The following is a 19,200-nucleotide window of genomic DNA, read 5'->3' on the forward strand; positions in this document are numbered from 1 at the left end:
TGGCGCACCCGCGCAAGCTGCCGGTGGTACTGAGCCGCGACGAGGTTGCCCGGCTGCTCAACGCCACCACCTGCCTCAAGCACCAGGCCGCGCTGTCGGTCGCTTATGGCGCGGGCCTGCGCGTGGCGGAGGTGTCGACGCTGAAGGTCGCCGACGTCGATAGCGAGCGCATGCTGCTACGTGTCGAGCGCGGCAAGGGCGGGCGATACCGGAACGCCATACTGTCGCAAGACCTGCTCTTGTTGCTGCGCCAGTGGTGGAAGGTCGGACGCCAGCAGGGGGTGATGCACCGCGAGGGCTGGCTGTTTCCGGGGCAGCATGCGATGAAGCCCATCAGCACCCGCCAGCTCTATCGCGTGGTCGTCGAGGCAGCGCAGGCCGCCGACATCGCCAAGCGGGTCGGGCCGCACACGCTGCGCCACAGCTTTGCCACCCACCTGCTCGAAGACGGCACCGACATCCGGGTGATCCAAATCCTGCTCGGGCACGCCAAGCTCGACAATACCGCCTTCTACACCAAAGTCGCGACCCGCACGGTGCGCACGGTCACGAGCCCGCTCGACAAGCTCGGCCTGTTCAAGGAGGCAGAGATCTCGCCCGACAGCTGAGCGTGCACTCCTCTGTCGAGGCCGCCGACATTTTCCGTGCTGCTGGGCCAGCCTACCGGGCCGCCCATGCAGGGCACCTGAGCCTGCAGCAACTCAAGGTCATGTCGGCGATCGAGCATTATCGCACCGCCGTACTGGGCGGTCATGTCGAAGCCTGCGAGGACTGCGGGCATTGGCGCATCGCCTACAACAGCTGCCGCAACCGGCATTGTCCGAAGTGCCAAGGTGCGGCCGCACGTACATGGCTTGCCGAGCGCGAAGCCGACCTGCTGCCGGTCGGCTACTTCCATGTCGTGTTCACGCTGCCGGCAGAGGTCGCCGATATTGCCTTCCAGAATAAAGCGCTGGTCTACGACCTGCTGTTCCGTGCGGCATCGGAGACGATGCTGACGATCGCGACCGATCCGAAGCATCTGGCACGCGCATCGGCATCACCGCCGTCCTCCACACATGGGGCTCCGCGATGACCCACCATCCGCACGTGCACATGATCGTGCCGGGCGGCGGCATCGCGCTCGACGGGAAGCGCTGGGTATCGTCGCGCCCGGCCTTCCTCCTTCCGGTGCGCGTGCTCAGCAAGCTCTTCCGCCGCCTGTTCCTTACCCGGCTGATCGCGCTTCACGACGCGGGCCGGCTCGCCTTCGTCGGATCGATGGCCCATGTAGCCGACCGACGCGCCTTTCTGCGTCATCTCAATCCTGTTCGCAGTAAGCGATGGGTGGTCTACGCCAAGGCGGGTTCACAGGGCCGGAGGCGGTCCTCGCCTACCTGTCGCGCTACACGCACCGGGTCGCGATCTCGAACAGCCGCCTCATCCGCCTCGACGAGAGCGGCGTCACCTTCCGCTACAAAGACTATCGCCGCGACGGCGTCGACCGGCAGCAGGTCATGACGCTCGCTACCGACGAGTTCATCCGCCGCTTCGTGCTCCACGTGTTGCCAAAGGGTTTCCACCGCATCCGGCACTACGGCCTGCTTGCCGGCTCTGCTCGCAAGGCCAGCCTCGCGCTTGCTCGTGAACTCCTGAACGTCGCCGCACCGTCCGACGATGACACCACGGACGAACCGGACAACTTCCGCCCGCCATGCCCCTGCTGTGGCGGCCGCATGATCGTGATCGAGGTGTTCGAACGACGGAGGCAGCCGCGCGGACCGCCACACGGTTCCCCGTCGACCGGGAGCAGTACGCCATGACCCGGCATGGAATGGTTCAGCCTTCAGCTGCAGGCACTCAGCCTCCGGCAACGGATCGACGCACGTCTATGGTGATTATCGACGCCGACAGAGCCGCGCCCAGCCGCCCACCGTCCCGACAACACCGCGCGAGGGCGCAACGAAGCGGTCTGTCCGCATTCACCCCAGCGCGGCGGTCACGCCATCGCCGACATCTGCCGAAATCCGAAATCCCCATAGCCATCGTCTGCGGCCCGCGGGTTCCTTCCTCGGGGACTTTCGTACGCCTGCCGGCGCCCGAAACTCTTATATGGGGATGGTCAACTACAAACGGCATCACGTCGACATTGTCATGTACCTCCGCGGCAATCCGTAGATCCATTCGATGGGTCCGTTAGCGTGACGCGGTTCGCGAACGAACCCAGTCCACCTTATATTCGGTCAGGGCGCATGCACCTGTTCCATGATCCCGCTTGCGGCGGATTCGGAACCCAAGAGACGAAACCATTCTTCAACGGCGGCTGTTTGAGGCCATGAGTTTCGTCGGTTCGTCTACCGAGGATCTGCCAGGCCCTGGTCGGTCCTGGAGATTATTAGAACGATTAGCGTCTACGCTGATGGTTTCGTCAGGAGAGCTCCTTCTATAACGACTCCGGCGTTCACGTATTTCCACAGCGCAACAAGCAGTTTCCGAGCGAGGGCGATGATCGCCGTCTTCTTGTACCGGCCACCATTCTGGATGACTCGCGCCCTGAACCACTGGCTGAGTGCGGAATTGGGTTGATGGCGAACCCAGAGCCACGCAACCTGGACAAGCGTCGACCGGAGCCTTGGATTGCCGGACTTCGAGACTCCCTGCTCGCAATTAATCTGCCCACTTTGCCAGGGCGTTGGCACCAAACCAGCGTAGGCGGCAACCTGTCGTCGATTGTCAAATTTGCGCGACAATCCCTCAGACCACAGGACGGCCGCGAACTCCGGACCTATTCCCTTGAGGCTGAGCAGCAGGGCCGGTGTTGGCTCATCTGCCGCGACGAGCAAGGCGTCGCGTGCCTCTTCAACATCCTTGATCTGCTGGATCAGCAACTCGATGCGATCAAGCTCGCGGCTGATCTGCGCCATGAGCGCTGGCGGCAGTGGACGCCCATCTCCGGTAATGAGCGCGTCGAGGCATCTGCGTCGATCGCCTTTCAACGGTTCGTATCCGGACACACCTTGGCTGAACAAAAGGCCCTTTATCCTGTTGACGTGCCTGATCCGCTCGTTCGTCAGCGCCTTCCGCTCCCGCACCAACCGGCGACGGTCTTCCTCCTCCGGCGTTGGCACTCGCAACATCGCGCAAACCCGAGGCTCGCCGCGGTTGTAGGCCAACAACGCTCGAACCAGTGCTTCCCCATCAATCCTGTCGGTCTTGGCCCGCCGGCGGCGACGTGATGTGGCAATGGATGCCGGGTCCACGACTAACTCTCGATGCCTTCGCGTTCGAGGACCCGATGTATCCAGAATCCATCCAGACAGCTTCCTGGATTGATATGACCCGGAAACGCTGCCCTGTCCGCACTTCCGCCTTTCGTTGCAGCTCTGCGAAGTGATCGAGCAAACCCGGAATGTCGCCCCCCGACACGAGGTGTCTCGACAATCTCTCGCCTCCACCTGGCGAAAGCGAAGTCACGAGCCATTTTTAACGAGACAGTTCTAACGAGACAAATATTGCGGCAAGATCGACGCGGATAGCGGCCGGGGCTTTGGTGGTGTTGGCTTGCATGCTGACCTCCAGGTGATGTTTAGCGACTTCACTCTGGCAGAGCGCTGGTCGCCTTCCATCCCCATAGGATCTTCACGAGTGCCGATCGGCAGCTATCCGCCCTTGAGCCTTTCAAGCCGGACAGTCCGCTACCCGGCCTCCACTTGGACCTTCGGCTCCCATGCCCATCTGCCGGGGGGATGCGACGGCTGAGCGTGCATGTTGTCGGGACGACGCAGCCTGATCTAAATCCTCATTGCGCTGGATCAGTTTTAGGACACCCGCGTTTCCAGCCATGATCTCACTCGCGCCTGAACATCAGTTCGTCAACGCCGGAAGCATTCGGCTTCATGTCGTTCAGGCCGGGCCTGCCGGGGGTAAGCCGGTCATGCTCCTGCACGGCTTCCCGGACTTCTGGATCGGCTGGAGACGGCAGATCGGTACGCTCGCTTCCGCCGGATATCGGGTCATCGTTCCCGACCAGAGGGGCTACAACACCAGCGACAAGCCAGAGGGCATCCGCGAGTACACGCTCCCCAAGCTCCTCGGCGATGTCGTCGCCCTGGCCGACGCGCTCGGCATCGGAAGGTTTCACCTCGTCGGCCATGACTGGGGCGGCATCGTCGCTTGGGCCGCCGGGGCAAAGTTGCCTCATCGCCTGGACAAGCTCGTCATCCTGAATGCGCCACATCCCGAGGTGGTGTTTACCCATGCCCTGCGATCTCCGACGCAGTTTCTGCGGAGCAGTTACGTGGTTTTCTTCCAGATCCCCTTGCTGCCCGAAGCCGTTTTGGGTGCGCGCCGCTCGGCCTTGCTCGCACGAGCACTCATGACATCCAGCCGGGAAGGCGCCTTCGAAGAAGAGGAGATTGCAGAATATCGGCAGGCTTGGGAGCGGCCGGGGGCGCTGACCAACATGCTCAACTGGTATCGCGCCTTGCGCTTTCGCCCGAGCCTGAAGGAGCGGATCACGACGCCCACTCTTGTTATGTGGGGGATGCAGGACCAGACTCTGGAATCCGGGCTGGCCAAGCGCAGTCTCGCCCTTTGCGACGATGGCCGCCTGCAGACTTTCGAGGAGGGGACGCATTGGGTTCAACGCGAAGAAAGCAACGCGGTGAATGCGGCGCTTCTGGCGTTCCTGGAGGGCTGAGATGCGATACGGTTCTGCAGGCGGTTCGAGCCGGCGCGAGCTGTTGACGACGCTCGCCGTCACCATCACAGCCTACCACCTTACCTCCGTCGCTGATGCATCAGAGGCAGAGGCCTCAACGGAGCGTCCCATGCCGCATGTCGTCCTTCTTGGGGATTCGATCTTCGACAACGCGGCTTATGTTGCCGGCGGACCTGACGTCGCGTGGCAGTTGCGGGAGCGCCTGCCCGAAGGGTGGCGTGCAACTCTCAATGCCGTCGACGGTGCTGTCACGAGCGGCGTCGAGCGGCAGCTTGAACGGCTCGCGCAGGATGCGAGCCATCTCGTCGTCAGTGTCGGTGGCAATGATGCTCTTCGTCATGCGGGTCTTCTGGATCAGGCGGCTCGTTCGGTAGCCGAGGCTCTGGACAGAATCAGCGATGTCCGGGAGCAGTTCGAGCAGGATTACATGAGGATGCTCGAGGGGGTGCTGAGCCGGGATCTGCCCACGGCCATATGCACGATCTACGAGGCACGCTTTCCCGACCCGCAGCGTCGCAGGATTGCCGCAAGTGCCCCAACGATCTTCAATGACGTCATCACCCGGTCGGTCTTCTCCCGCGGTTTGCCGCTCATTGACCTGCGCCTGGTCTGCAATGAGGATGCGGACTTCGCCAATCCGATCGAACCTTCCGTTCGTGGCGGCGCGAAGATCGCGACAGCCATTGCGGCTCTCGTGGCGGAACACGATTTTGCTCGGCGCCGGTCGGAGGTCTTCGCCGGTTGAGCGGCTTCTCGTTCGTCTGATCAGGCAGCGCTCGCGCAGGTAAGGCCGGTTGGATGCACGGCAACCAGTCACTATCTTTTGTGGCGCGTCGAGCAGGGGCTTTAGGATTAGAGCCGCAGCTTCATGTGCACGTGGTCGATCCGGAGACGAACCAAGGGCGGCCGGTGTATTCACGGACGAGTGCCTGCCTCTACCCCTCTGCGTAAACGGACGGGAGTGGTCCATTATCTGAGCACTGGCTACATGACGTGAGGCAGACGACGAAATGTCGCCTTGCACATCGAACGTGCGCTATCAATTCCCGCTCATTGAAAGACGACGAGACGGTGACAGTGCGTTCCTCGATGCGGCCATGGGCCTTGTCGAGATCGACACGCTGTCGAGGTAATGGCAGAGGCAGCATCGAAGTAGCATTCGATCTCGGTACGCAGCGTCGGCTGGTTGGCCTTGACGGCGAGCAGATAGTCGGCGCTGGCATTGCGAATGGCGGTAGTGATCGAGGCGTTGGTGGCGATGGCACAATCTCGACCCGGCCTTGGGGCCCTCTGATATTGCCTTCCAGAAAGTCGTCGAAATCTGGGGCTGCAAGCATGTCTTTGAACTGGTCGCCGAGTACGGACCTCGTCTTCCGCGCCTCCCAGCTCAGCAACCAACTCTTCTCGGCCGTCGACGATCAAGAGTATGTCCTCGGCATCCCGGCTAGAAAGCAGATCCTTTCCACCTCTGCCAAGGTATGCCTCCAGCTTCGTCGCGACGAAGAGTGCCGGTGTCAGGCGACGGAGATGAGCTTATCGTCCAACGGACAATCGACCGCCGTCTCAATACCCGCTTCATACCAACGATTGCTGAATCCGAGGATTTTGGGATCGTCCGGCATGAAGTCGACTTTGATCCGGCCAAGATGCGTTCGGCAAATGACACTGTCGTTGGGTGACTCCGAGAAACCCCGCTCTCGAAGCCGTTCCAGGAGCTGCGCCCATTCCGAAAAGCCGGCCAGATCGACAATTAGGTCGACGTCGTCAGTCGCCCTGACATCCTCGAGCGTGATGGCATCGGTGATGAAAAGAGCGGTCGTACATCCGCCGACGAACACAAGAGCTTGCGCAGGTCATCGCCTAGAGCTTCCGCGACAGCCCTTAGCATTGCTAGTAGCTGGCCTTGGATGCTGGTCATTTCTGCGCGAGCCTTTCCGCAAGACGCTCCGCCGCGAGGGCAGCCTCGCGCTGGTTTCCGAGTCTTATTGCGTCCGCAAGGGCAAGATACTCATACAGCCGATCATCCCTTTGAACGGCTTCAGGAACGCTTTTAAACATCGGCGTCACCGATTGTCCCATGTCGCGGCCGCTGGCATAAGGCCACACATAGATGTAGGTGCCAGCGCTTATTAGCACGTTCTTTAGGATGGGCGCCGCAAAAGCGGTCGGGATTCCGCGCTGCATTGCTCCAGGCTTCGCTGGAAAAACGAACTTCAACCCGTGCACGCGCTAGGAGCAGGCAAATATCGCAATCCAGGTAAGGTTCCCAGCTATGGCCCGCTCGACCCCGCCACGATCTCAGCATACCGCTCCCTGGGATCTCCCCAATCGGTCTATGTTCAGATGTTATGGCGCTTCGGTTTGATCCGTTCAGAGCGCATGGGAGAGGTGCGGGCCTGTAGGGCAAGGGCTGGCACCGTCCGTTCCGCCGCCCTAGTCGAGATCAGGTGGGAGCGGCGGGACGGCTGCGTGACGAACAGTGTCGGGGCTCCTCATTGAAGAGCCGCAGCTTCGGTCTGTTCGTATCATGCGCCTTTTTCGCCCTGAGCATTTGAGACGTCGCGTCGTTCCGAGTGCCGGAGCACTATGCTGAGCGGGGCGCAGCAAAGGTGGCCTTCATCTCCGCGTCCAGACCCTCGAAGGCCATTTCTTAGTGCCGAAGCTACCGGTCATTCGGGCCGCTGGCGCCCTTTGTGTTTTTCTGACTTGCTTCTCAGTAGGCGATCTGCCCGTCGCGGTTCGGTGTGCCAAGGACGTGGGTTCTCGGCGGCAGCATCACCTGGTCGAAGCTCTGCGTGAACATCGCTGCCGCAAAGAAAGCCACGGCGCGGAGCGTTTCGGTCCCGGTATTCTCAAGATCGTGGCGAAATGGTGTGGGCAACACAAACACGCTACCGGGCGCGACGGGGTGAGTGGTACCATCCTCGCAGTACAGCAGGCCGGTGCCTGCAATTATGTATTGGGTTTCCTCAGTGGCGTCAGTATGCCAGCCCAGGCGACCCCCTGGCTCGATCTCATATACAATTGTCGAAGAAGCCGTTGATCCGTTCCCGCCAAAACGGGCGAAGGCACCCTGCCAACGCACAGCGGGGTCGCTCTCACCCCAAACCTTGGAGCGAGGCAGATTGTTAGAATCGATAACCGGACCCATGCTGATCATGCCCCACAAGTTGTTTGACGTGGTCACCGTACTGCATGATATCAGACACCCAAAGCCGTTGCTTCGGACGCGGTTAAGAATAGCTTCCCGAGCACCGGGGCGTGCGCTTCTATTCGCTTGCCGCGCAACGGCTAATTTGGCTTTGGTGAGTCGAGGTTCAATCGCTGTGGGGCTTTTGGGCAAGCGCGCAGCTAGGCCGCCTTCTTGATCTCCGCGACCTGAACGCCCAGTCGGAACGCCTGACCGTCTGCAAACGAACGCGCGTAGCTCTCAGATGTAAAAGCGACCGTGGTGGTGGTGCCGTTGACCGTCACGCGAACCGACCACTCTTTGTCCCTAATGATTTCAACGGCATGTTGCTCATGCGCAGCCATGCATTCCTCCCAGAATCTTCCGTTGAGGATGGGAGGATAGCGTCGTAAAACTGGTTTGCATGCAAATAATCCGACACCGCGACGTCGAAATGCCGAAACACGCACAGCTAGGCTCGTTCCTTGGCGAGGTTGAAAAGTGCGGTGGCAGTCTCTTCAGCCGTCCAGCCTTGCTCGATGCAAGAGGACACCAGAGCGGCGTACGCACCTTCGAGGGCGACTGCGCAGTTCACGCTCCTGTCCGGGCTGTCCTGGGAGAGAAGGGGCGGTTCGACTTGTGCTGTTTGGGACATGCAGATAATTGGCGGAGTGCCAGCAAGTTCCTCCGCACTCGCGCTTCGCACCGCGGTGCCGCCCAAACACGCGGATTACCAGGCGGACAAAAAAGCCCCGGCGCTGGGTCGTTGCGCCGGGGCTTTGGGCAGGTACAAGCTACACCAACATGTCCGTTTATGAATGTACGCTAATATAAAGTAAAAAAACGGTGAACCACGCATAGGCCGAAGGGCGCACGCTCAAAGCTGGGGTGAAGCGGCAATATCAGTGATGACAAGTTGCGCACCCTGATTGTTCCACCCAGCTTTCGACCGAACGAGGGGCGAGGATGCTGGCTGTGTTGATTTGCCATGATGATGTACTCCGTGACCGCTCATGCCGATGAAGCGGCTCGAACCGCAAATCTCAAAATGTCTAGTGATGGCCACTGGGACCCCGGAGGGAGAGGAACCGACATCCCACCTTCTCTAGCTGAGGAACTGTCTCTCGTGCCTGACGCCGCCGGCGATTACCGGAAATTGAACCGCCACATTGGTGGCGCGCCATCTGAAAAAATTTGTACGGGCGGCGGAGCCGTTATCGAGCATGAAAGGGCTTTTCGAGGGTGCCGACGAGCCTTCGTTCATGTCCGCACCCTAAGGGCTTGCTCCAGTCTGTCGGCGATCTGTGTGACGATATAGGCAATCACCATGTAGATCACGACGGCAATCACGAACGCTTCGAGGTAGTAGTAATTCAGCGCGGCGGTCAACTGGGACTGGGCGAAGATGTCGACAACCTCGATGGCGAACCCGAGGGAAAGCGCCTTCATGATCACCATCATCGAGGTTGTCAGGTCTGGAATTGCGGTGAGGGCCACCTGGGGAAATAGGATCCGTCGGAACAGTTGGCCGCTTGTATACCCCAGCGAATGGGCGGCGTCCGACTGACCGGTATCGAAGGCGTTGAGGGCTCCTTTGATGATCTCCGCTTGGAACGCCGCAACACAACCGGTGACTGCAATGACAAGGATTACCCAGTTGGGCGTTTCGTGGGCGTTGAAGTTGATCCCGAGCAACGAGAGCAGGAACTGGAGTGCTGGGGGCAGACCGAAATAGGCGAGGAAAATCACGATCACCATCGGAACGCCCTTGAAGACGACCTTGTAGGCCATGATGAGCTCTCGCAGCACGGGGATCCGCCTATGTTCGACGAGCGCAAAAAGGCTGCCGACAATCGTGGACAGGATGAAAATCGTGAAAGCCATGCCGAGCGTCACGGGTACGGCGCCCAGAATTTCCTGCGAGTCCTGGAGCATAATATCGGTATCAAACATGGTCGGATTACCCCTACGTCACACGCTCGCGACGGCCGCGTTCTTGATCTGAGCTGTTGTCGTCGTCTCTGGCGCTTGCATCGGTGAGCGGAGCTCGAAGAAGCGCACGACGAGCCACGCGACAAGGCACATCAGCGAATAGATAACCGCCAGCACGAGGTACGTTTCGAACTGGTACTGGTTATAGTCGCGCTCCATGATCAAGTGCGCGGTCGCCATCACGTCCGCAGCCCCGATGTACATGACCAGCGCAACGTTATGGATCAGGTAGATGATGGAGTTTCCATAGCCCGGCAATGCGAAGTGCACCGCTTGCGGTCCGACTACGCGGGTGATCTTCTGTCGGAAGGTATATCCCAGACTGTCGGCCGCATCATGCTGGCCGCGATCGACGGCCAGGTATGCAGGTCGCATGACTTCCGACAGATACCCTCCATGATAGAGGCTCAGCCCCACCATCGCAGCGATCGTTGCAGAAATAAAATCCTCGGCGCCGAACAGGATCACCAACAAGGGCAGCCCGTAGAACGCGACGAACAACTGCAGGACGACGGGAACACTCCGGGCATAGGACACGTAGAGGTCAGTCAGGTGACTGATCACCGGTATCCTCCGAACCCGGAGTGTTGTCGCGACGAGAGCCAAGCAAAAGCCGACGACCATGGCCGTAAAGGTGATGGCGAGCGTCAGCGGCAACGCCGAGAGCAGCTCGGGAATCATAGCAGAAACATCCACTTTGAAACGCTCCTTCTTTCAATTCAGCCTTACCGCTGGCTATCGCTACAAGGTTGGGGAAAGGTCCTGTTACTTCATGTATTTGACGATGTCCTCGCCGAACCATTTCTGCGAGAGCTTTTCGATCGTGCCATCGTCTTTTAATTCCTTGAGAACCTTGTTCACGTCGTCGGCTAAAACCTTGTTTTCGTCCGACCTGTGAATCAGCATGTAGGTGTTGTTGCTGAAGACCGGATCGGACGCCACAATATCGAGCTTCTTTTCCTCGATGACGGTCTGCTCACCGAGATTCGAAGGCAGAACAAGCGCGTCGAATTTACCGTTCTGAACTTCGTCCAGTCGGTTCGGATAGGGAATACCGGCGCTCGATGCCGTAACATCAAGCTTGTATTTTGGATTTTCTTTTTGCCAGTTCATAATAAACTTGTATGTTCCACCGCCGGCCGTGGTCGGAACGATCCTCTTGCCGACAAGGTCCTTCATTTCCTTGATGCCGCTGCCTTTTTTGCTGTAGATCTTCATCAGGCTGGCGCCCATGGGGTTTTCCGGAATGAAGAACTGCTTGGCGCGCTCAGGCGACTTGTAGTAGCCACCGACGGCGATGTCGTACTTGCCCGTGGCGAGGCCGGTTTCCTGCGCGATATCCGAAACACCTTCCATTTCGAACTTATACTGCGGCAGCTTTGCGTTGATCGCTCTCAGAAGATCGGGCTCATAGCCTTGCGGCTCGACGCCGATCGCGCCCCATGCCAGCGGCTTGGATTCCGCCGACGTCGCGATCTTGATCGTGCGAACGGTCTGACCATAGCTGATCCCTGCGGTTGCAAGGGCAATTGCGATGCCGCCGGCAACAGCCAGGGCAGCGCGACGGGAAAAACTGGATGTGATTGCAGACATTTCTTTGGTTCCCTTCTTGTTGGATTATTGAAATGCGAGTTCGGACTGCAGGAATTGAGCAAGTCGTGGGCTGGATGGCGCATCGAAGATCTCAGCTGGACTGCCATCGGAGGCAATCACGCCACGATCCATGAAGACGATCCGGTTCGAGATGTTCTTTGCGAATTGCATCTCGTGGGTCACAAGCAGCGAAGTGATCCCTGACGACGTGACATCCTTGATCACCTTCAGAACTTCACCGACGAGTTCAGGATCCAGCGATGACGTAGGCTCATCGAAGAGCATTACGTCGGGACGAACCGCCAGCGCACGCGCGATTCCGGTGCGTTGGAGCTGGCCGCCCGACAGCTGGGACGGATAGCTGTCCCGCTTCGCTGAGAGGCCGACCCTTTCAAGCTCTCGCAGCGCGACTTCACGCGCCTCGTCCGTGGACTTGCGCTGCACGACGACCAGCGGATCCATCACGTTCTGGAGGACCGTCATGTTCTTGAAGACATTGAATTGCTGAAAGACCATCGCTGTCCGGAGCCGGATCGCCTGGACAGCTGTCTTGTCGGCGCGCTGGTAATCCATCCGAATCTGATCGAACGCGATGGTTCCTGACGACGGCTTGGCCAGGTAGTTGATGCATTTCAGCAGCGTGGTCTTGCCGGTGCCGCTGGGGCCTATGATCGACACCACGTCACCCCGCTTTACCGAGAGATTGACGCCGTTCAGGACCTGCGTGCTTCCGTAGGACAGCCTTATATCTTTGAGTTCAAGCATTTCTGGTTAGCCCTTCAGAGTGTGGGACGGACTGCCTTGACATGTGGGTCATCATCATCCGCTCTCCGCGTGGCCGAGAACGTGCATCAGCCGGTTTGCCCAGCCGAAGATCGATATGGCGTGGATCAGGTCGATGATCTCGGCGTCATCCATGCCGACGGATCGCAGCGAGGCGATGTCGTCTACCGTTGCTTCCGACGGTGCCGCCGACAGACGGCGGGCAAAGCTGTAGATTGCCGCATCGCGTGGCCCGAGCGCTTCCGGTTTGTCGAGGTACAGCGCGGTGACCACGTCATCGCTCTTGGTCAGCTCTGCATGGCGGCGGGCGTGAACAACGGCGCAGAATTTGCAGCCATTGACGATCGAGGCACCCAATGCGCCAAGTTCGCGGTCGGGACGGGCAAGCCCGCCTTCGACATACATGATCGCGTTGAACAAGACGGTGCGGGCAAGATAGCTCTCGGGATCATGCACAAGGGTGCGCACATACTCCGAAACTTTCTTGGCCGATGGCGTGACCTTCATCGCTTCGAGCTGTTCCGGCGTGGCCTCGGAGAGCTCGACCGGTGCGATGTAGGGATGCCAATTGAGCGGTTTTAGGCGCACCGAGGAAATCATGCCGACCTCAACAATCGCAGGCCCGTCGCAACCCGCGTCTGGAAGTTTACGAAAGCAATCAGTTCGGAGAGCGCGACGATCTGAGGATTGTTCAGTCCGGCCGCAGCGAGGAGGGCGATGTGGTTCGCCTCCGCCTTTTTCGGCGTAAGGGTGATCAGGTCAACATGACGGACGATGGTCGCCAGGGGTTCATTCAAATCCGTTTCCCCCCGAGCCAAGGCCAGAAGCGGCTCCGTCGGACCAAGCTGGGCCAGTTGCACATCATATTCGGCCATTAGGACGGGATCATCATTCAGAGCCGCCATACGACGGGCCAGAGCAACCCGCAGGTTCGGGGCCAGCCCCTGATCGTTTGCCGGCTGCAGGACGGAGAGGCGACATTCCTCGGCCCCTTGCACGAATTCGGCCCGAAACCGCCGCGCGGTGAAAAGAGCATCGTCCGGGGAAATCCCCGCGGCCTTGTCCATGGCGTCGATCACAGCGCGGCCTCCTTATGTAGCAAGGGTGTTGAATCGACCCACTCGTCGCCCAGAAGCTCGGGCGTGTCGTAGGCGATCAGATTGGCGAAGTGGGTTTCGACATCTTCGGCAAACAGCGACGCGGCAATGCCGCGGACCAGACGGTCGGCACCGGCACTGACGGCCGGGATATCGCCGGAGACCTTGCCGTGGGTCAGCATGGCGGCGTCGTTGAAGCAGTGGATATGTGCTAGCATCGGGCAGGAGCCGGGGACGCGTTCGCGAAATTCGAAGGCAGGACCGAGATCGGGCGCGTCCGACATACCTGCGCGCGGCGGCCCCATATCGGGCGTATATCGCCCATCCGACCAAGTGCGGATACGTGGCGCGAGTGCTGCAAATTCCGGGCGGCCGTTGAAGTCGTTTGAAAATCCGGTTGCCGCGATCATGAAATCGTAGCGCATCGGCCCTTGTGTGGTTTCGACCAGAAGGCCTCCGGCATCTTCCTTTACCGCGACTATGCCACAGTCGAGAAAGAACCGCGCATTCGGGTGGCGAGACACGCGGAGCGTCGATGAACGCGGCGGCGGTGTCTGGGCCGAGGCGGTGTAGTCGAAGAACTTCCACTTCCAGGCATCGGGCAGGTGATAGATGCCATGTACAACGCCCTGGCTGCCGATGCCGGTCAGCTTGTTGATGCGCGGCATTTCCTTGCGGCGGATCAACATGTCGACTGAGCCGGCGCCACCCTCGAGGGCTGTTGCGGCATTGTCCATGGAAGAGGCACCGGCGCCGATGACGGCCACGTGCCTACCTTTCAGCGAGTCGAAATCGATGTCGTCGGCAGAATGAGCCCAATGGGCGCGATCGATGCCCTTGAGGAAATCGGGAACGGCAAAACCGCCCAGACCGGACCGACCGGTCGCCAGAACGAGACGACGGGTGAGAACCCGGCCGGTTTCCGCGCCCTCGATATCGATCGCAATCAGATCTCCAACGGGTGCGAGGCCGGTCATGCGCACGCTGTTGCGCACTGGCAGACCGAGAACCTTGCGGTACCAGACCAGGTAATTCATCCACTGGCCCTTGGGGATTTTGTCCAGCGACCGCCAGGCCTCAACGCCCCATTGCGCCGTGAACCAGGCGCGGAAGGTTAATTGCGGCAGCCCGAGCGACGGACCGTGCAGGGTCTTCGGCGACCGGAGCGTTTGCATGCGGGCAAACGTTACCCATGGCCCTTCGAGCCCGGTCGGAGCAGCATCGTAGGCGACGACATTGGTGATTCCGGTTAGTACCAGCTTTGCGGTGGCAGCAAGTCCGCACATGCCGGCGCCAATGACAACCACGTCACGGACCGGGACGCCGTCATGCAAGCGCTGTGGGACCCAGGGCTTGGCGGGCAACTCGAGATAGTCGAGATCTTGCGCAAGCTGTGCTTCCAGTGCAGCAAGGCCTGCAGGAGTGGGAGTATGCTTCATATTCCCGTTCCGTGATTTGTGCCCGATGCAGGATCGGTGACCAATTGGCCGGCCAAAGCTGGATCGAGTTTCCTGAAACCGGCAATTGACCGTTCAGCCACCGCTTCGACCGCATCCATCAACGCCTGCGCAACTGGGCGAAGGGGACGGTTTGCGGCAGCCACAACGCCCCAATAAAAGAGAACGGTTACGTCGAGAGGGCGAATAACGACACCGGGCAGGGGCACGCCGTATGCCGTGAGGGGATCGATGACAGCGGCAACCCCAGTCTGACGCACGATCTGCAACGCACCATAGGCAGTATTGGTCCGGATCACTGGGCCGGTGTCGATGCCGCGAGCCGCCAGCGCTTTAGCGACGTGCAACTGAAAACGCAGCGGATTGAGCAGCGTGGCGACGCGGCGCCCGGCAAAACCCGAAAGCGGAACCACGTCAAGTTCAGCCAGCGGATCGTCCTCCCGCACGGCAGCGACATCAGGCGCCGAATAGAGCCGCAGGACATCCAGACCGGGCGTATCGAGCGGCAGGCTTGAAAATCCGATTTCGGCGCGTCCGCTGCGCACTTCCTGGGCGACGATCGAGGGAAGAAACTGCCCGAGATGCGTCTCGTGCGGAAGCTCCGCACCCTGGAGCTCAGCCAGCGCCGTCGGGATCAAGCCGGTGCCGATCGCAGAGGTTGTGACAATCTGCAGGATTCGCCCCCTGCCGGCGGCGATCATCTTGGCACGTGCTGCGAGTTCGGTGAAGGACATCAGCAGGCGTCGCGCTTCTTCCTCGAAGGCCACTCCCTCTTCAGACAACTGCACCCGTCGACCGATCCGATGCAGCAATTCGAAGCCAAGCTCGGCCTCGAGATCCTGAATGGTGCGTGTCACCGCAGGCTGGGACCGCCCGAGCATGTCAGCCGCCTTGGTGATGCTGCCGCTGGCGGCAACCGCAAGGAACGTCTGAAGGTCTCGGGTTTCCATGGTCTCCTTCATGCGCAATCCGTATGATTGACATCGTCTCATTCGTTTTTGATATATGTCAAGCGGAAACTAATGTTCGTTACGGCTTTGTGCATTTGGCCGGCTTCAGAGCCGGAACCCGATCGGGAAGCGGCCGAGGACGTCAGACGCGACTCCGGCCTGCGGAACCTCCTGATGAAAACTTTCATGTGTGACGACGGCAAGGATTCTCGAACCACAAAGCCTGCAACAGGAGGAATATTATGCGCGTGAGTATTCTGGGCGCCGGAGCAATTGGTTATGGCCTTGCCGCCTATTTGGCAGGATCAGGACATTCGCCAATGCTTTGGTCACCGTCGGGACTGCGCACCAGGGCTTTAGCTGGCGGCGAATTGTTAAAAGCGACGGGGGACATCGCGGCGACGGCACCGATGCGCATTGCCAGGGATTGTAAGGATGCCGTCGCCAACGCGGACGTGGTGATGATTGCGCTTCCGGCTTACGGCCACAAGATGGTGATGGATGCCGCCGTCCCCCATCTCATTGATGGAATCCCGGTCATCATCAGTTCGCATTGTTCGTTCTCGGCGCTTTATCTCTCCAAGCGGTTGGCGGAGCGCAAGGTCAGGTTGCCGATCGTCGTTTGGGGCACAACACTACTGACCGGCCGCCAACTCGGACCAACCGAAGTCCATGTCACCACCATTCGCCAGAAGCTTGACGTTGCGACGCTGCCTTTCAGTTATCAGGATCAAGGACACGAGCTTTGCGCGACCTTGTTCGGCGATCGTTTCGTCAAGCGCGACGGTATGCTTGCGATCGCGCTCAGCAACCTCAATCCGCAAAATCATCTAGGAATTGCGCTTCTTAATCTGACACGCATGGAAAAGGCCGAGCAATGGAGCCAGGGGGGAAACGTCACCCCTGCCGTGGGCCGCCTTATCGAGGCTCTGGATGCCGAACGGCTCGCCATCGCCAGCCATTTTGGTATCGCGGTTCGTACCGTCAAAGAGCATTTTTCATTGTCGTTCCATGTCCCGCTGGGAACCGTTTCGGAGATGAACCAGGAGATGGACCGCCAGGGCCGTGGCGGCTTTGGCCCGACAACCATCGAAAGCCGCTATATTCTCGAGGATGTTCCGTTCGGACTGCTGCCGACCGTACTACTGGGGAAGATAACGGGGAAACCGGCGATACTCCACGAGTCTGGAGTTTCCATATTGTCGGCGGCTTATGGTCGCGATCTCAAGGCAGATAATGATATTCTTCCTGCTTTGGGAATCGAAGGGTTGTCAGACGTGGACCTCGCGAACCTTTCGCGTGAGGGATTCTAATGGTCGCAAAATGCTCAGCCGACTCGGGCAGGTGCGGGCACGAGGTAGGGTTCAAGGGGGAGTCAGGCGGACGGTCGCCGACGCCAGAGGCCGATCGAGCCGCTACTGGCGGTTACAGTTTCAGCGAGCAGCCTTGGATATGAGGGCCTACTCAAGGAAGCCGCGAGCAAAAAATTCAAATAGCTCGCGTTGTCCCTGAATATCACTCGTAGGCCGGACCAACTTTTTTGAAATCTTAGCACTTCAGTCGGGCCTTCCTGCCAAGTTCGTTGGTTGCTACAAGTGCGGCCAGTTCGTGCGCTCTTGCTTGGCACTTTCAAGCACCTTCTCACGAAGAGTGGATGCTCGCCGGACGCCTATCAAGTCAGTCCTGCGATTATATCTGACGCCGACCGCGCTGGGAACCAAAAATAGCCGCGGGCTCTGATGAAGGCGGAGCAACATTGGCGGGCTGAATACGCCTCCTGTCGTTGACACGATGCTCTCCAGGGGGATAGGACCTTCTCATGAATAGACCCCCCCATGTCCACGAGACACATCCCGATATTATCAAACGTCTGAAACGCGCCGATGGCCATCTACGAGGCGTCATAGAGATGATCGAAACGGGCCGACCTTGCATCGATATCGCCCAGCAGCTTCACGCCGTCGAGAAGGCCATATGCCAAGCCAAGAAGACGCTCATCCAGGACCATCTCAACCACTGCCTAGAGGATGTCGTGGGTCCGCTCCCGCGTGAGCAGAGGCGCTCGATCGACGAGTTCAAGGACATCACCAAATATCTTTGAGCAAGGAATTTTGAGGCCTCGCCATGATGGACAGCATACGCGATTGGTTCGGCATCAGCCCTGGAAGCCAGGGCTTCGGCGGGCATGGCCATGACCGTGCCGAGGGCGGACACGGCCACACGCACGGCGTGGTCGATCCCACCATCGCGACGACCACACGTGGCATCTGGGCGATCAAATGGGCGTTCGTCCTGCTAGCCATCACAGCGGTGCTGCAACTGGTCATCGTATTCCTCTCGGGTAGCGTGGCGCTGCTTGCCGACACCATCCACAATGTCGGCGACGCGGTCACCGCCATCCCGCTGTGGATCGCCTTCATGCTGGCGAGGCGCAAGCCGAGCAAGACCTTCACCTACGGCCTTGGCCGCGTCGAGGACCTGGCCGGCATCGTTATCGTCCTGATCATCCTGTTCAGCGCCATCGTCGCCGGCTATGAGGCGATCGACAGATTGGTCAACCCCAAACCCATCGCTTTCCTCGGCTGGGTAGCGGCCGCCGGCCTGATCGGCTTCGTTGGCAATGAGGCTGTCGCCGTGTTCCGCATCCGCGTCGGCCGCGAAATCAACAGTGCTGCGCTGATCGCCGACGGCTATCATGCCCGCACCGACGGCTTCACCAGCCTTGCGGTGGTGCTTGGGGCCATTGGCGTTTGGCTCGGGTTTCCGCTTGCCGACCCGATCATCGGCCTTTTGATCACGGTGGCGATCTTCGCCATCGTCTGGCAGTCGTCAAAGGCGGTGCTTACGCGCATGCTCGATGGCGTCGAGCCCGGCATCGTCGATGAGATCCATCATGCCGCCGGGCATGTGCGGGGCATCGAGCGGGTCGCCTTGGTTCAGGCGCGCTGGATCGGCCATCGCCTTCATGCCGACATCGCCATCAAGGTGGCCGACACCGCGACCGCGAAGGAAGTGGTCGGCATCACCGATGCCCTGAGGGAGGAGTTGTTCGACCACCTGCCGGCCCTCTCGGAAGCGAACATCCGCCTGGAAGGCGAGGGCGGACCTTTGGCTGCAAATACCGGCCATGCCCACCACGCACCCGACCCGTTCAAGGTCGCCTGCGATATGGCAACCGGCACGCTTGAAATCGTCGACACGCCCGCAGGCGAGCGCCTGCGTCTCACCATCGACAGCCATGCCGACGACCTCGGGGCAACCGTGATCATCGACCGGCCCGGGGGACCCGAGACGCTGCCGCTCGGACCCGTCGCGGGCGATCACCACCGGCTCGAAAGCAGCGTCGCCCCCGCCGAGCCGCATGAGTTCGCGGCGAGGCTGATTCTAACCGCGAAGGGCAGGGAACAGATCCTGCCGTTCAAGATGGTTGAGCCGGAGGGCCACCATCACTGATCCCTCG

At 60.1% G+C, this 19,200-nt stretch carries 17 protein-coding genes and 4 pseudogenes; 7 read left to right on the top strand and 14 right to left on the bottom strand.

Translation table 11 applies throughout. From position 1 onward, the window contains the following. The coding region (locus NKI25_RS25765; RefSeq protein WP_352999726.1) for a tyrosine-type recombinase/integrase at positions 1-608 on the top strand (608 nt) is incomplete at its 5' end. A 2-nt stretch (positions 609-610) separates the two neighbouring features. Next, a pseudogene (locus tag NKI25_RS25770) lies at positions 611-1,802 on the top strand (IS91 family transposase). Between the two features lie 588 nt (positions 1,803-2,390). Here NKI25_RS25770 and NKI25_RS25775 read toward each other — a convergent pair. Then, positions 2,391-3,546 (bottom strand): annotated as a pseudogene (locus tag NKI25_RS25775) (IS110 family RNA-guided transposase). Positions 3,547-3,820: 274 nt separating this feature from the next. Here NKI25_RS25775 and NKI25_RS25780 point away from each other — a divergent pair. Together NKI25_RS25780 and NKI25_RS25785 are read left to right on the top strand one after the other, a co-directional pair. Beyond that, entirely contained in the window at positions 3,821-4,678 is an 858-nt protein-coding gene (locus tag NKI25_RS25780) for an alpha/beta fold hydrolase (protein ID WP_352999727.1), read from the top strand. A 130-nt stretch (positions 4,679-4,808) separates the two neighbouring features. Next, positions 4,809-5,444, top strand: coding sequence for an SGNH/GDSL hydrolase family protein (locus NKI25_RS25785; RefSeq protein WP_352999729.1), 636 nt, complete (start codon positions 4,809-4,811; stop codon positions 5,442-5,444). 319 nt (positions 5,445-5,763) lie between these two features. On the opposite strand, the pseudogene NKI25_RS36530 reads toward NKI25_RS25785, so the two are convergent. From NKI25_RS36530 to NKI25_RS25845, 13 genes and pseudogenes are all read right to left on the bottom strand, one after another. Beyond that, positions 5,764-5,962 (bottom strand): annotated as a pseudogene (locus tag NKI25_RS36530) (ISAs1 family transposase); the annotation flags it as partial. Positions 5,963-6,213: 251 nt separating this feature from the next. Next, the gene (locus NKI25_RS25790; protein WP_352623662.1) at positions 6,214-6,537 is read right to left on the bottom strand and encodes a hypothetical protein; all 324 of its coding nucleotides are present in this window, start codon (positions 6,535-6,537) and stop codon (positions 6,214-6,216) included. A gap of 76 nt (positions 6,538-6,613) precedes the next feature. After that, positions 6,614-6,925: pseudogene (locus NKI25_RS25795) on the bottom strand (hypothetical protein); the annotation flags it as partial. A gap of 487 nt (positions 6,926-7,412) precedes the next feature. After that, entirely contained in the window at positions 7,413-7,859 is a 447-nt protein-coding gene (locus NKI25_RS25800) for a cupin domain-containing protein (RefSeq protein WP_352708057.1), read from the bottom strand. Between the two features lie 191 nt (positions 7,860-8,050). Beyond that, positions 8,051-8,233 (bottom strand): hypothetical protein, encoded by a 183-nt coding sequence (locus tag NKI25_RS25805; RefSeq protein WP_352637940.1) that lies wholly within the window; start codon positions 8,231-8,233, stop codon positions 8,051-8,053. A gap of 895 nt (positions 8,234-9,128) precedes the next feature. Next, on the bottom strand, positions 9,129-9,821 hold the full coding sequence (locus tag NKI25_RS25810) for an amino acid ABC transporter permease (RefSeq protein WP_352623666.1): 693 nt from the start codon (positions 9,819-9,821) through the stop codon (positions 9,129-9,131). A gap of 18 nt (positions 9,822-9,839) precedes the next feature. Further along, positions 9,840-10,556, bottom strand: a complete 717-nt coding sequence (locus tag NKI25_RS25815) for an amino acid ABC transporter permease (RefSeq protein ID WP_352623668.1) — start codon at positions 10,554-10,556, stop codon at positions 9,840-9,842. 69 nt (positions 10,557-10,625) lie between these two features. Next, positions 10,626-11,453: a transporter substrate-binding domain-containing protein gene (locus NKI25_RS25820; RefSeq protein ID WP_352623670.1), complete on the bottom strand. Its 828-nt coding sequence runs from the start codon at positions 11,451-11,453 to the stop codon at positions 10,626-10,628. A gap of 24 nt (positions 11,454-11,477) precedes the next feature. Further along, entirely contained in the window at positions 11,478-12,218 is a 741-nt protein-coding gene (locus tag NKI25_RS25825) for an amino acid ABC transporter ATP-binding protein (RefSeq protein ID WP_352623672.1), read from the bottom strand. Between the two features lie 54 nt (positions 12,219-12,272). Further along, positions 12,273-12,836, bottom strand: coding sequence for a peroxidase-related enzyme (locus NKI25_RS25830; protein WP_352623674.1), 564 nt, complete (start codon positions 12,834-12,836; stop codon positions 12,273-12,275). After that, the gene (locus tag NKI25_RS25835; RefSeq protein WP_352623676.1) at positions 12,833-13,315 is read right to left on the bottom strand and encodes a CMD domain-containing protein; all 483 of its coding nucleotides are present in this window, start codon (positions 13,313-13,315) and stop codon (positions 12,833-12,835) included. Before NKI25_RS25835 ends, NKI25_RS25830 begins: the two co-directional genes overlap by 4 nt. Then, the gene (locus tag NKI25_RS25840) at positions 13,312-14,772 is read right to left on the bottom strand and encodes an NAD(P)-binding domain-containing protein (protein WP_352708054.1); all 1,461 of its coding nucleotides are present in this window, start codon (positions 14,770-14,772) and stop codon (positions 13,312-13,314) included. The genes NKI25_RS25835 and NKI25_RS25840 overlap by 4 nt, the downstream gene beginning before the upstream one ends. Next, complete coding sequence (locus NKI25_RS25845; RefSeq protein WP_352623679.1) at positions 14,769-15,782, bottom strand: LysR family transcriptional regulator; 1,014 nt, start codon at positions 15,780-15,782, stop codon at positions 14,769-14,771. Before NKI25_RS25845 ends, NKI25_RS25840 begins: the two co-directional genes overlap by 4 nt. 200 nt (positions 15,783-15,982) lie before the next feature. Between NKI25_RS25845 and NKI25_RS25850 the strand changes: the two genes are divergently transcribed. The 3 genes from NKI25_RS25850 to NKI25_RS25860 all read left to right on the top strand — a co-directional run bounded on the left by NKI25_RS25850 (position 15,983) and on the right by NKI25_RS25860 (position 19,193). Next, on the top strand, positions 15,983-17,053 hold the full coding sequence (locus NKI25_RS25850) for an NAD/NADP octopine/nopaline dehydrogenase family protein (protein ID WP_352623680.1): 1,071 nt from the start codon (positions 15,983-15,985) through the stop codon (positions 17,051-17,053). A gap of 506 nt (positions 17,054-17,559) precedes the next feature. Next, positions 17,560-17,841, top strand: coding sequence for a metal-sensing transcriptional repressor (locus tag NKI25_RS25855; protein ID WP_352623682.1), 282 nt, complete (start codon positions 17,560-17,562; stop codon positions 17,839-17,841). 23 nt (positions 17,842-17,864) lie between these two features. Beyond that, on the top strand, positions 17,865-19,193 hold the full coding sequence (locus tag NKI25_RS25860; protein ID WP_352786104.1) for a cation diffusion facilitator family transporter: 1,329 nt from the start codon (positions 17,865-17,867) through the stop codon (positions 19,191-19,193). Positions 19,194-19,200: the final 7 nt, after the last annotated feature.

This window comes from Mesorhizobium sp. M0808, from assembly GCF_040320025.1.
In the GTDB taxonomy this organism is placed as follows: domain Bacteria; phylum Pseudomonadota; class Alphaproteobacteria; order Rhizobiales; family Rhizobiaceae; genus Mesorhizobium.

Excerpts from the sequence above, each read along its gene's own strand:
- NKI25_RS25780 (WP_352999727.1), top strand. The coding sequence starts at position 3,821 with ATGATCTCACTCGCGCCTGAACATCAGTTCGTCAACGCCGGAAGCATT.
- NKI25_RS25785 (WP_352999729.1), top strand. The coding sequence starts at position 4,809 with ATGCCGCATGTCGTCCTTCTTGGGGATTCGATCTTCGACAACGCGGCT.
- NKI25_RS25800 (WP_352708057.1), bottom strand. The coding sequence starts at position 7,859 with ATGATCAGCATGGGTCCGGTTATCGATTCTAACAATCTGCCTCGCTCC.
- NKI25_RS25805 (WP_352637940.1), bottom strand. The coding sequence starts at position 8,233 with ATGGCTGCGCATGAGCAACATGCCGTTGAAATCATTAGGGACAAAGAG.
- NKI25_RS25810 (WP_352623666.1), bottom strand. The coding sequence starts at position 9,821 with ATGTTTGATACCGATATTATGCTCCAGGACTCGCAGGAAATTCTGGGC.
- NKI25_RS25820 (WP_352623670.1), bottom strand. The coding sequence starts at position 11,453 with ATGTCTGCAATCACATCCAGTTTTTCCCGTCGCGCTGCCCTGGCTGTT.
- NKI25_RS25825 (WP_352623672.1), bottom strand. The coding sequence starts at position 12,218 with ATGCTTGAACTCAAAGATATAAGGCTGTCCTACGGAAGCACGCAGGTC.
- NKI25_RS25830 (WP_352623674.1), bottom strand. The coding sequence starts at position 12,836 with ATGATTTCCTCGGTGCGCCTAAAACCGCTCAATTGGCATCCCTACATC.
- NKI25_RS25840 (WP_352708054.1), bottom strand. The coding sequence starts at position 14,772 with ATGAAGCATACTCCCACTCCTGCAGGCCTTGCTGCACTGGAAGCACAG.
- NKI25_RS25845 (WP_352623679.1), bottom strand. The coding sequence starts at position 15,782 with ATGAGACGATGTCAATCATACGGATTGCGCATGAAGGAGACCATGGAA.
- NKI25_RS25850 (WP_352623680.1), top strand. The coding sequence starts at position 15,983 with ATGCGCGTGAGTATTCTGGGCGCCGGAGCAATTGGTTATGGCCTTGCC.
- NKI25_RS25855 (WP_352623682.1), top strand. The coding sequence starts at position 17,560 with ATGAATAGACCCCCCCATGTCCACGAGACACATCCCGATATTATCAAA.
- NKI25_RS25860 (WP_352786104.1), top strand. The coding sequence starts at position 17,865 with ATGATGGACAGCATACGCGATTGGTTCGGCATCAGCCCTGGAAGCCAG.